Below are 12880 nucleotides of genomic sequence, written 5' to 3' on the forward strand. Positions count from 1 at the left end.
GGTCCTAGCGCTGTGCTCTAAGATAATAAGAAGCAAGTATTACGGTATGGGGATGGAATCGGATGAACGAGAACAAAATTTTGATCGTGGACGGCATGGCCTTGCTGTTCCGGGCTTTTTTCGCGCAGTCTTACAGCGCCCGGCGGCTTGAGGACGGCACGCCGACGAACGCCATTTACGGCTTTATGCAGTATCTGTTCGACGCGGTGAACGAATTCCGGCCGACGCACGTGGTGTGCTGCTGGGATATGGGGAGCAAGACGTTCCGCACGGAGTTATTTTCGGATTATAAAGCGAATCGGCCGGATGCGCCGGAAGACCTGATTCCGCAGTTCTCGCTCGTCAAGGATATCGTGGCGGCCCTGAACATTCCGAACATCGGGCTGGAAGGCTATGAGGCGGACGACTGCATCGGCACCGTATCGAATAAGCTAAGCGAGCTGGGGCATGTCTATATTCTTACCGGGGACCAGGATATGCTGCAGCTGGTGACGGAGCGCATCCATGTCGTCATCATGAAGAAGGGCCGGAACAATTACGCGGTGTACGACTTAGATTTCCTGAAGACGGACAAAGGTATACATCCGTTCCAGGTCGTCGAGATGAAAGGGCTCACGGGCGATACGAGCGATAATTACCCCGGCGTCAAAGGGATCGGCGAGAAAACCGCGCTGAAGCTGCTGACCGAATACGAGTCGATCGACGGCATCCTGAGCAACCTCGAGGTACTGCCGAAGAGCGTCAAGGCGAAGATCGAAGCGGACTTGGAGATGCTCCATCTGTCGCGGACGCTCGCACGCATCAACATCGAAGTGCCGGTCGCCTGCAGCCTCGAGGAATGCACGTGGAGCGTGCCGCTGGATTCGGCTTCCGAAGTGTTCGATAAATACCGGCTAACGAACTTATTGAAAATGATCGGCTAATACGAGAAGGCGAGAAGCCCTTTTCCTGCTTGCGGGAGAAGGGCTTCTTCGTGCTATGCGCAAGAGCGGGCATTCGAGTCCGCACTGGCATAGAGCGCGACGTTAATGGCGGGCCGAAAGTTGCAGACGGCGATGATACCGATTCCCCATACAATAATTTCCACCGTGAGAAGTCAATCCCGTCGACTGCGGGGAAAGGAATGCGACACTACAATATCCGTGTAAGCGCTTTATTCAAATGGAGTTCCGCATTGATTTGCGCAAACGTTTGAACAAAGGAGGGCATGCGAATCAAGACGGCGCGTAAGCCGCGCCTGGTAATGATGCCTAAAAGCGAATATCCCCAACGCTTTCGGCCACTAAGGGAGGATTAATCGTACATGCGAGCAGGAACGTTCAGCAAACGAATCATGGCATGGCTCATGGGCTTCATGGTGCTCACGACGTCCGGCATCATTCCGCCTGCGGCGGAAACGGTCGTTCAAGCGGCGGAAACATCCGCGGGATCGGCCACCGTCTACTACTACACGCCGACGCGGAACTGGAATACCGTCTACATGCATCACAACGGGAGCGGAACTTGGACGCCAGTGCCGGGCACGAAGATGGATGCGGCCTGCGCGAACTGGGCGAAGTCGACCGTTACGCTCGGCAGCGCGGCCACGTTCGAGTTGGTCTTCAACAATGGCTCCGGCGCTTGGGACAACAACGGCGGCGCCAACTATAAAGCCGGTGCTGGCGAGCATCAAGCGAAGGACGGCAAGCTGACCGCCGGCGCGGGCAATCCATGCGCGCCGGATACGACGGCGCCGAGCGTCCCCGCCGGATTGGTCAAAGGCGCGGTGACCAGCACGACCGCGGCACTATCGTGGACGGCTTCGACCGATAACGCGGGCGGCAGCGGCGTAGCCGGCTACGATGTCTACCGCGGCGGCGCGCTCGTCAAGAGCGGCGTAACGGGCGTAACTTACGCGGATACGGGGCTAACGCCTGCCACGGCTTACAGCTACACGGTCGTGGCGAAGGACGCGGCGGGCAACCAATCGGCGCCATCCGTCCCTTTGTCCGTGACAACCGCCGCGGCCGGTAATCAGGCTATCGTCTATTACTACACGAAGACGAAGGGATGGACGTCGGTTAGTGTCCACTACCAACCGGCGGGCGGCAGCTGGACGGCCGCGCCGGGCGTGGCGATGAACGAGAACGCCTGCGCGGAGTGGGTGAAGAAGACCGTCGATCTGGGTTCCGCGTCTTCCATGAAAGCGGCCTTCAACAACGGTTCGACCTGGGATAATAACGGCGGCTCGGATTATACGTTGGCTGCGGGCGTAGTCACCGTGAAGGACGGCATTGTGACCGCCGGAGCGGCGAACCCATGCGCGCCGCTGCCGGAAGACGTTACGCCGCCGTCGGTTCCGCAAGGCGTATCGGCGGTCGCGAGCGGTCTTGCGATCACGCTGAACTGGACCGCTTCGACGGACAACGCGGGCGGCCGCGGGGTAGCCGGCTACGAAATTACGCGTACCGGCGGTACGGCCGGCGCGAAGACGTTCACGACGACGAGCACGTCTTTCCGCGACGGCTCCCTGGAAGCGAGAACGGCGTACAGCTATACCGTGAAAGCGTACGATAACGCGCAGCCGGCCAACAAATCGGCGGCCAGCGCGGCCGCGAGCGCCACGACGGGCGACGCGCCGCCGCCGGTGCCAGGCGGAACGCCGATCGGCACGGATATGCGCGAAGACTCGATTTATTTCGTCATGACGGCGCGCTTCTACGACGGCGACGCATCCAATAACCGCGGCGGTTCGGCGCATACGACCAGCGGCAACGCGGCGAATAACGACCCAATGTTCCGCGGGGATTTCAAGGGACTGATCGACAAGCTGGATTACATCAAGGCGCTCGGTTTCTCGGCGGTCTGGATCACGCCGGTCGTGCTGAACCGCTCCGACTACGATTACCACGGTTATCACGGCTACGATTTCTTCAGGGTCGACCCTCGGCTCGAATCCGCCGGCGCTTCGTATCAGGACTTGATCAATGCGGCGCATAACAAAGGGCTCAAGATCATCCAGGACGTCGTCTACAATCACTCCAGCCGTTGGGGCGCCAAAGGCTTGTATACGCCGAAGGTGTTCGGCATCCGCGATACGCAGTGGAGCTGGTTTTACGACGAGCCGGTCGCCGGCGCCGAGTATGACGGAATGACCGTCAACGCGAGCGGCAAACCGTACAACGGCGATCTATGGTCGACATCCGAGCCTGCGGGCAACACGTGCCGCAACTGGGGCGTACCGACGGGCGCCACGAGCAAGGAAGGGTATAAAATTTACAACTGCCAATGGCCGAATCCGACGAGCGGCATGTTCCCTTCGAACCTGTACCATCAGTGCTGGATCGGCAACTGGGAGGGAGAAGACTCCCGCAGCTGCTGGATTCATGAGGATTTGGCGGACTTCAACACCGAATCGAAACCCGTGCAGGATTATCTGATCGACGCGTATAACCGCTTCATCGATATGGGCGTCGACGGCTTCCGGATCGACACGGCCGTCCACATTCCGCGGGTTACCTGGAACCGTCATTTCCTGCCTGCCGCGCAGGAGCACGCGGTGGCCAAGTTCGGCGACAAGGGCAAGAACTTCTTCATGTTCGGCGAGGTCGGCTCGTTCGTGAACGACAAGTGGAACCGGGGCTCGGTCAACCACTCCGCCCAGTTCTTCACGTGGAAGGAGCGGACGACGTACAGCGCCGACGACACGGCGGCGGCACTCGAGCAGTACAACTACGAGAACAACATGGGCACGGGCAACCAGCCGACGTCGACGAACGCTTTCCTAAGCGGCAATGCCTACCATCAGCCGGACCATTCCAAATTCTCGGGCATGAGCGTCATCGACATGCGGATGCACATGAACTTCGGCGACGCGGGCAACGCGTTCTGGAACGGCAAGGACTCGGACGACAGCTACAACGACGCCACGTATAACGTCGTCTACGTCGATAGCCACGATTACGGCCCGAACAAATCGTCTACCCGGTATGCGGGCGGGACGGCGGCGTGGGCGGAGAACATGAGCCTCATGTGGACGTTCCGCGGCATCCCGACGCTGTATTACGGCTCCGAGATCGAATTCCAGGCCGGCAAGCCGATCGACTGCGGCCCGACTTGCCCGCTCGCGACGACGGGGCGCGCTTATTTCGGCGACCACCTCGAAGGCTCTGTCGTGGCCGGCGGCTTCGGTCAAGTGGCTTCGGCTACCGGCACCGTCGCCCAGACGCTCCAGAAGCCGCTCGTGAAGCATCTGCAGCGGCTGAACCAAATTCGCCGCGCGATCCCGGCGCTTCAGAAAGGGCAATATTCAACGGAAAACGTCAGCGGCGGCATCGCTTACAAACGGCGGTACACCGACACCGCCAAAGGCATCGACAGCTTCGCGCTCGTCGCGGTCAGCTCCTCGGCTACGTTCAGCAATATCCCGAACGGCACGTACAAAGATGCCGTCACGGGCGACGTGCGCACCGTCACGAACGGCACGCTGAGCGTGAACGTCAGCGGCCAGGGCAACCTGCGCGTGTACGTACTCGACCTGGCGGGCAATCCGGCGCCGGGCAAGATCGGCGAGGATGGACCATTCTTGAAAGCGTAATCGAACAAAGCGAACAAAGAAACCCGCGCCCGGCGCGGGTTTTTGCCGTACTACGGGTTTACCGCTTAAACGGTGTCCCTGCCGAGCCCCGCAACACTCTTAAGGACCCGGATAAGCAAAGGAGGACGACAGCGCGTTTCAGATGGGGCTTTGTCAAGTTATCGACGACATTGCTATGGGCGGGATGCGAGCTTTTCGGTTGCCCGCAATCGGGACTTCAAGGTGAATTGAAAAGGCGGAACAGGTCGCCGCCTGTTCCGCCTTACCTTTGCCGCGAAAACCAGCTAGTCCCTTACACGATAATGTCGATATCCGGCACCGAAATGACCGGCGGCGTCGTAATCGTCGACGTCGTGTTCGAGAAGTCCGCGACTTCCAAGACGACAGGCGCGCCTACGGGGATGTCGATCGTGTTGATGACGAGCGAAGCGGTCGTCAGCGAAGAGAGGTTCGCTTCCTGCATCATGCCGTTGACGTAGACGTTCAAGTAGCCGTTGACGGGCGGCGCGGGCAAGTCGGTGATCGCATCGCCGTTGTCGTTGACGAAACCGGCGGCCGGTATCGTCGTCACGCCCCCGGCGATCATCGGCGCGGTCACCGTCGCGACGAACCGGAAGACGGCCGGCAGGACGCTGGTCGTCACCGCGCCGCCCGAGGCGACGGGCGCGGTCGCGCTGGCCGCGATGAACAATTTGATGAGCGAAGCTGGCATAACATTCACCCCCTTTCGTTCAGGCCATAATCCGGATCGACTGGACGATGATCGGCACGCCCTTCTGCGGGATATCCTCCGACAAGAAGCGAATCGAGCCCGCGCGGATCCGGTACATGTTGGCCGGCTGCAGCACCGCGTTCACGAACGTCTGGATCAGCGACATGTCGCGCGGGTTCGGAATGCGATTGGTCCGCCCGTAGCCGTCCACGCCGTCTTCGTCGCGATACTCCCGTTTGGCGCCGTCCGCGATGGCGTAGAAGAGGTATACTTTGGTTTGCAAAAGACGGCGCGTCCTGCCGCGGGTTGATTTGCGCTTCGTCTGCCGGGAAGCTCGTTTACGGGGCGATTGCCGGATGCTCACCTGGTCGTCACCTTCTTGGCCGAAAATGGGATTCCTTTACAGAATATGCGTTTGCGCTCGTGCCCGCGTAGCCGTTTGACCGCGGTGCGAATGACCAAAAATGTGATCTAGCCTACACTTTTCTATTGTTGGAGATCCGGTCGGGATGCTATCTTTAACTTAAAGGGCACTCCCACCATCTCGCTCCCAAGAGCGACTATATTCCGGCGATAGAAAGGGATGAGGACGATCGTCTTGCTTCGCTGCCTCTGTATTTGCATCATGATTATGCTTCTAGGAACGAGTCTGCCCCGCGGTCTGCGAGCCGAAGAGAGTATCCCGCAGCCGCCGGAGCTCCAGTCGGAGGCGGCGATTCTGATCGACGCCCGTTCTGGCGCCGTCCTGTTCGGGAAGAACGCGACGGAGCGCCTCTATCCAGCCAGCATTACGAAGATCGTCACCGGCATCATCGCGCTCGAATCGGCTGATCCGGAAGAGATCGTCACGGTCTCCAAGGAAGCGCGTTACGAGGACGGCACCCGCGTCTATTTGGCCGAAGGCGAGCAGGTCACGCTCGGCAATCTCGTTTACGCGCTCATGCTCAATTCCGGCAACGATGCGGCGACCGCGATCGCCGAGCATATTTCCGGTTCGAAGGCGCTGTTCGCCGACAAAATGAATGCGTTTGCGAAGGAGACGGTCGGGGTATTCGACACGCAGTTCACGAATCCGCACGGCTTGCCCGACCCGGCGCACTATACGACAGCCTCGGACATGGCCAAGATCGCCCAATATGCCATGCGCAACGAGCGGTTCCGGGAGATCGTCGCGACGGACAAAATGCCGTGGAACGGCAAGGAATGGCAGTCCCAGCTCGACAACCACAACAAGCTGCTCACGACGTACGAAGGCACGCTCGGCGTCAAGAACGGCTACACGCAGGCGGCGGGCAACACGCTCGTCATCGCGGCGCAGCGCGGCGGCATGGAGCTGATCGGCGTCATCCTTAAGGCGAGCACGAACAAAGCGATTTACGCCGAAATGACGAAGCTGCTGGATTACGGGTTCGCGGCATTCGAGCCGAGGCAGCTTTTCGCGGCGGGCGAAACGTACAAATACGGCACGGGCGCGGAAGGGGAGTCGCCTCGAATGTTCGTCGCCGAGGAGGAGCTGTGGACAGCGGCGCCGAAGCATGAAATCGCCGACATGCAGGTCGACGCGCTAGGTTCGGTCACGATGAGCACCCCTTCGCGCACGTGGACGGCCGGCATGCTGACGCTGCAGACGCCCCCTGCGGAGAGCGCGCAGGCGGTTGAGGCGGGAAGCGAGGCCGCCGGAGCGGCCGAAGACATCGAGGAAGAGAAGGCTGTCGCCGCATCGGGCTGGGAGCTGCCGATTGCCGGCGCCTGGCTGCTCATGAATATCATGCTCGGCGCGATCGCGTATATGAAGCTGCGCAAGCGCGCGATGCGGGGGGCATAGCGCCGCGATATCCGTGTTCGCCTCGGCTAATCGCGTATCGGGAACAAGGCGTCTCAACCGACCGGTTGAGACGCCTTTTTAGGCATGCAAGCGATTATTAGTTTCACGCTACTAAACTTCGTAACAAACGACATCATCTTCGTAACGATGCACATCGCCAAGCCGCACGTCCCTCACTATAATTCGAGGGTAGATGGAATCGGCCGCGTACCGGAGCGAACAGGCAGAGAATATGCCAGGCTGTCTTCTCAAGAGGACAGTCCCTACTTTAATATAGAGACAGACGAAGCCAAGGGGCCGGAGGGGAGCTAAGCTGAAAATCGGACTGACGAACCCGATCACCCAGCTCAACGTCAAGCAGCAGGTGATGCTGCTCTTTGCCGTCATGGTCATTCCGATTCTGCTGCTCAATTTCTATGGGAACGGCAAGGCGGAGCAGATTCTGAAAGGGCATGTGACGAACGCGTATTTGGAGCTGAACAAACAAAATCTCGACTTGATCAACCGGGACATCGATACCGTCAACAAGGTGACGACGACGGTCATCCAGAACCCGATCACCCAATCGCTCGTGCCGCGCGCAAATGAAACCGTTTACCAGCGGGTGCGGAAGTTCGCGGAGATGGACAAATTTCTGGCAAGCTATTCGGTCGGCGTCAAAGGCGGAGAGGCGGTCTACTACTCGCTGTACGTCTATGACCCGAACGACGACTACTCTTTCGCCCCTTACGATCCGCAGATCAAGAAAGCGGGCGTCTACTTCTTCTCGGACGACAGCAAACCGCTCTGGTTCGACGAGGCGGTGCGCAAACGCGGGGCTGGGTATCTCGCCATTATCGACGACCTTGGGACGCTGCCGAACAAGACGACGCTCGCCTATATCCGTTCCGTGACGAACATTTCGCTTGGCACCGGCGTAATCGGCGTGCTCGTCACGACGAATATGGACGAGAAAATATCGGAGTCGCTCCGTTCGGTCAGCCTGCCGGACGGCGGCATCTACTTGACCGATTGGCATAACCGGATTCTCGCGGCGGCGAACCGGCAGACCGGCGATCGGCTATCGCTCCCGGAGATGGGCGACGCGGAGCTCGCGGGGACGGGAAGGACGGATTTCATCGCGTCGGGATTCCTGCACGTCATGAGCTACAACGCCGGCTTGCAGCAGAAACTCGTGTACCAAATTCCGATCGCTTCGCTTCTGCAGAAGCAGAACGAGCTGAAGCACGTCATCCAGTTCATCTCGATCGTCTATACCGCGGTCGCGCTCGTCATGATGATCTACTTCTGGCGCTCGCTCATGACCCCGCTGCAGCGGCTGGCCGTCTTCGTGCGTTCGTACGAACCGGGACGGAAGCTGCCGGACGCCGCGGGCAAGCGCCGCAAGGACGAGGTCGGCGTCGTCGTCTCGTCGGTGTACGACATGGCGGGCAGGCTGAATACGCTGATCGAAGACCGCTACCAGATGCAGATCCGGGAGAAAGAAGCGCAGCTTCAAATTTTGTACCACCAGATCAATCCGCATCTGCTGTACAACACGCTGGAGAGTATCTATTGGAAGAGTTCGCTCGAAGGCAATTCCGAGTCGGCGGAGATGATCAAGGAGCTGTCGCGTCTGATGAAGATCAGCTTGAGCCGCGGCCGTGAGCTCATTACGATCAAAGAGGAGCTCGAGCACGCCGCCGCGTACATCGGGCTGCAAGAGAAGCGCTACCGGTACGGATTTCGCGTGGAATGGGACGTGGGTGCGGACATCGAGCCGTTCTTGATTCCGAAAATCACGCTCCAGCCACTGCTCGAGAACGCGATGATCCACGGCGTACGCAATATGGAGGACGACGGCGTCATCCGCATCCAAGGCGAACGCCGGGGAGACGAGGTCGTGCTGCGCGTGGAGGATAATGGCTACAAGGAGGTCGATTTCGCGTCCATCGACCGGCTGCTGCGCGAGGAACGACCGAACCCGTCGCTCGGGTACGGCATTCGCAACATCCACCAGCGCATCCGGCTTCATTTCGGGAGCGAATACGGTCTCGCCTACGGGCCGAAGGAAGGCGGCGGCACGGTCGTCACGATCGTGATGCCGATCCGGGCCGAGGAGCAGGGGCAGTCGGGTTCAGAATAGGCATGCGGGAAGAACGGAGTGAGAGAGATGCACAATATCCTGATCGTCGATGACGAGCCGCTCATCTGCATGGGCATCAGCAATTTGCTGGTTGGCGCGGGCCTCGGCATCGGCCAAATCTATATGGCGCATAACGCATACGAGGCGCTCGATTATTTGCGGATGGAAGATATCGATCTGCTCATCACGGATATCCAAATGGGCACGATGAGCGGCCTGGAACTCATGCAGCAGGCAAAGCTCATCAAGCCTTGGGTACAGACGATCGTCATCTCGGCGCACGAGACGTTCCAATATGCGCAGACGGCCATGCGCCTTGGGGCGAAGGACTATTTGATCAAACCGCTGAGCGGCGCGCAGGTCATGGATACGGTGAGGGACGTGCTGCTGCAGACCGGCAAGTCGGATCGTCCGGATGCGGTCTACTCCCCCAACGTGCAGGAGGACTTCCGGATGGAATCGCCGCTCGAGGAACGGATGGCGCTGTTGCGCGAGCTCATGGCCGGGGAGCGATTCCCGGAATCGAGAGAGCAGCTGGCGCTGCAGTACGGCATCGAGCTGCGGGGGCCGTATTTCGCCGTGATCACCGCCGAGCTGCGGCTATCGGACGATCTCGGGGAGCGGGACCGGAGTTTGCTGCGGTACGCGGCGCTGAATATCGCGGGCGAGCTGACGGGCCAAGGCTGCGCGGCGCTAGGATTCTATATGGGTCCGGCGAGCATCGGGCTGCTGCTTCAGTGGGATGAAGCGCAGTACGCCGCGCTTGGGCCGAACAAGATCAACGGCATCGACATGACGGGGCGAAGCTTGCATTTTACGATCAAGCGGGTATTGAAATTGGACAGTATCGTCGGCATCAGCCAGATCCTGCGCGGAGAGGCGTTCGTGCCGGAGTTGTATGAACAAGCGCGGAAGGCGGCCCGGTGGCATCAGGAACTGCCCGACCACGAGGTGTTCTATTACGGGGACTTCAAGTGGAGCCAGTCGTCGCAGGAGCCGACCGAAGAGGAGCTGGCGGCGCAGAACAACATGACGGTCGAACTCGCCGTGCAATATATCCACAAGCATTACAGCCAGAAGGGGCTTAGCCTGCACGAGGTTGCGCAAGGGACGTACGTCAGCCCGAACTATTTGAGCTATTTGTTCAAGAAGAGCACCGGCACGAACCTGTGGGAATACGTAACGAAGCTGCGCATGGAGGAAGGGCGGCGGCTTCTGCTGGAGACCAGACTGCGGCGCTACGAAATCGCGGAGCGGGTCGGTTACGATTCGCCGGAGCATTTCGGCAAAATATTCAAGAAATATTATGGCATCAGCCCGAGCGAGCTGAAGAAATAACGTCAGGAGCAAGGAGGGGCAACCGATGCGCAAAATCGCGACCGCGTTAATCGCGCTGTGCATGGCCGTCGGAACCGCAGGCTGCATCGGCGCAAGCGGCGGGGATTCGGGTCAAGCGGCGCCGGAAGGCGGCAGAGCGGCCGCTTCGGATCCCGCCCGCGAACGGATCACCATCAGCATCTACTATCCGACCCCGGATTTGCCTGAGAACCGGGCGCACGAGGACGATAAGATCCGCCGGTTCACGGCGCGGTACCCGTACGTCGACATTATCAAGAGCAACTGGCAGTACAGTCCGAACGAGATCGGCATCAAGATGGCGTCCGGCGAAGCGCCGACGCTGTTCAACACGTTCGCCTCGGAGGGACGTTATCTCGCCGAGCGCGGGTGGGCGGCGGATATCACCGAGCTGTACGAGGCATACCCGCACAAGGAACAAATCAACCCGCTGCTGCAAGATCAATTTCGGATCGCGGGCCGCGTATATGGCCTGGCGGAACGGGGTTACGTGACCGGCGTCATCATCAACAAAAAGCTATTGGAGGATCGGGGCGTGCAGCCGCCTTCTTACGATTGGACGTGGGACGACCTGCTCGCCGTCGCGGGAGCGGCGTCGAACCCATTGAAGGGCATATCGGGCATCGCGCCGATGGGCAAAGGCAACGAAGCGGGCTGGAACTGGACGAATTTCCTGTTCGAAGCGGGCGGCGACATCCTGACCGTCGACGGCGGCAAGGTGCGTGCGGCTTTCCATGGGGAAGCCGGACTGCGCGCCCTAGAGCTGTACCGGAAGCTGGCCTGGGATGCGCGGGCGATCCCGAAGGATTGGGCGGTCGGCTGGAACGACGCGATCAGCATGTTCGTCCAGGGCAAGACGGCGATGATCATCTCCGGCCCGGACAGCCCGATCATCCAGGCGCTCAACCAGTGGGGCATGCCGCCGGAGGACGTGCTGTTCTACCCGATGCCGTCCGAGAAGCCGGGCGGGAAGCATACGGGCATCCTCGGCGGCGACTATCTCGTCATCAATCCGAACGCGACCCCGGAGGAGCAGGAGACGGCGTTCCGTTACGCCACGTTCGACATGTTTACGGAGCAGAGTTTGGAGGCGCTGGATGCCGAGATCGCCAAGCGCGAGCAGGATGGTCAATTTTACATTGCGCCTTTCATTCCGTACTATAAGGATGATTCCGAATACGGGCGGCGGGTAAAATCCATCTATGAGCGCCATGCCAACGTGTATGCGTACGACGACGAAGCGTCGCGGCTGTTCGACGGCAAAGTCGAAGTCCAGTACAACACGCAGCAATATTACGGGGCGGTCACGTCGATGGTGCAGGCGGTATTCGCCGATCCCGAAGCGAATCTGAACCAGCTGCTGCAAGAGACGGCGAAGACGGTGCAGAGCTTATATTTCGACCGGGTGAACGTGCCGGGCAGTCCGTAGCGGTTTGTAGATGAGGGCGCGCGCTTCCGATCTATTCGGCGGCTCGCGCCCTTCCTTGCCATCCGGACGGTATGCCATCCGGGCAAATTGGCGAAGACTGGAACAGAAGGAGTGAAGGTTGGGATGGACGGGCAATTGTGGGTAGGCTTGCTGGAACTGATTCTGATCAATATCGTCTTGAGCGGCGATAACGCCGTCGTCATTGCGCTCGCGTGCCGCAATCTGCCGGCGGAGCAGCAGAAGAAGGCGATTTTCTGGGGCAGCATGGGCGCGGTGCTGCTGCGCGTCGTGCTGACGTTCGTCGCGGTCTGGTTGATGGAGGTGCCGCTCGTGCAGGTGGTCGGCAGCATCCTGCTGCTGTTCATCGCGATCAAGCTGCTGCGCGGCGACGAGGGCGAAGAGAACGTCGCTTCCAGCTCGAACATGAAGGACGCGATCAAGACGATCGTCGTCGCCGACCTCGTCATGAGCCTCGACAACGTGCTGGCCGTCGCCGGCGCGGCGAACGGCAATCTGCTGCTCGTCATTATCGGTCTGGCGATCTCGATTCCGCTGATCGTCTGGGCGAGCCAGCTGCTGATGGGGCTGATGAAGCGGTTCCCGATCATCGTCATCCTCGGCGCGGCGCTGCTCGGCTACACCGCCGGCGAGATGATTCTAAGCGACCGCATCGTCGGCGAGCACCTCGAATCGTGGGTGCCGCATATCCACTACGCGCTGCCGATCGCGCTGGCGGTATTCGTCGTGCTGACCGGCAAGCTCGGCGGACGCAAGGACCGGGAGGATGGGGAGCCGGTGACGGGGGAGCGTTAAATAGGTTGGACAAGCCGCTGCTTGATGCAGCGGTTTTTTTTATT

At 60.1% G+C, this 12880-nt stretch carries 9 protein-coding genes; 7 read left to right on the forward strand and 2 right to left on the reverse strand.

All coding sequences use genetic code 11. The features are described from left to right. Positions 1-62 precede the first annotated feature (62 nt). Complete coding sequence (locus tag BCM02_RS29845) at positions 63-923, forward strand: 5'-3' exonuclease (protein WP_148932784.1); 861 nt, start codon at positions 63-65, stop codon at positions 921-923. Positions 924-1303: 380 nt separating this feature from the next. Continuing rightward, a complete protein-coding gene (locus BCM02_RS29850; RefSeq protein ID WP_425466212.1) occupies positions 1304-4576 on the forward strand; it encodes a carbohydrate binding domain-containing protein in 3273 nt (1090 codons plus the stop codon). 292 nt (positions 4577-4868) lie between these two features. Here the strand turns inward: BCM02_RS29850 and BCM02_RS29855 are convergent, their stop codons facing one another. Further along, complete coding sequence (locus BCM02_RS29855; protein ID WP_148932785.1) at positions 4869-5288, reverse strand: DUF4183 domain-containing protein; 420 nt, start codon at positions 5286-5288, stop codon at positions 4869-4871. Between the two features lie 19 nt (positions 5289-5307). Then, positions 5308-5571, reverse strand: a complete 264-nt coding sequence (locus BCM02_RS29860) for a DUF4183 domain-containing protein (RefSeq protein WP_187434482.1) — start codon at positions 5569-5571, stop codon at positions 5308-5310. A gap of 300 nt (positions 5572-5871) precedes the next feature. Between BCM02_RS29860 and BCM02_RS29865 the strand changes: the two genes are divergently transcribed. The 5 genes from BCM02_RS29865 (at position 5872) to BCM02_RS29885 (ending at position 12836) form a co-directional block, all read left to right on the forward strand. Beyond that, positions 5872-7113, forward strand: coding sequence for a D-alanyl-D-alanine carboxypeptidase family protein (locus BCM02_RS29865; protein ID WP_148932787.1), 1242 nt, complete (start codon positions 5872-5874; stop codon positions 7111-7113). Positions 7114-7480: 367 nt separating this feature from the next. After that, a complete protein-coding gene (locus BCM02_RS29870) occupies positions 7481-9238 on the forward strand; it encodes a sensor histidine kinase (protein WP_148932788.1) in 1758 nt (585 codons plus the stop codon). A gap of 27 nt (positions 9239-9265) precedes the next feature. Further along, positions 9266-10576: a response regulator gene (locus BCM02_RS29875; RefSeq protein ID WP_148932873.1), complete on the forward strand. Its 1311-nt coding sequence runs from the start codon at positions 9266-9268 to the stop codon at positions 10574-10576. Positions 10577-10601: 25 nt separating this feature from the next. Beyond that, the gene (locus BCM02_RS29880) at positions 10602-12023 is read left to right on the forward strand and encodes an ABC transporter substrate-binding protein (RefSeq protein ID WP_148932789.1); all 1422 of its coding nucleotides are present in this window, start codon (positions 10602-10604) and stop codon (positions 12021-12023) included. Positions 12024-12146: 123 nt separating this feature from the next. Continuing rightward, positions 12147-12836 (forward strand): TerC family protein, encoded by a 690-nt coding sequence (locus BCM02_RS29885; RefSeq protein WP_148932790.1) that lies wholly within the window; start codon positions 12147-12149, stop codon positions 12834-12836. The last annotated feature ends 44 nt before the right edge of the window (positions 12837-12880 follow it).

The organism is Paenibacillus methanolicus (assembly GCF_008124765.1).
Lineage (GTDB): Bacteria > Bacillota > Bacilli > Paenibacillales > Paenibacillaceae > Paenibacillus_Z > Paenibacillus_Z methanolicus.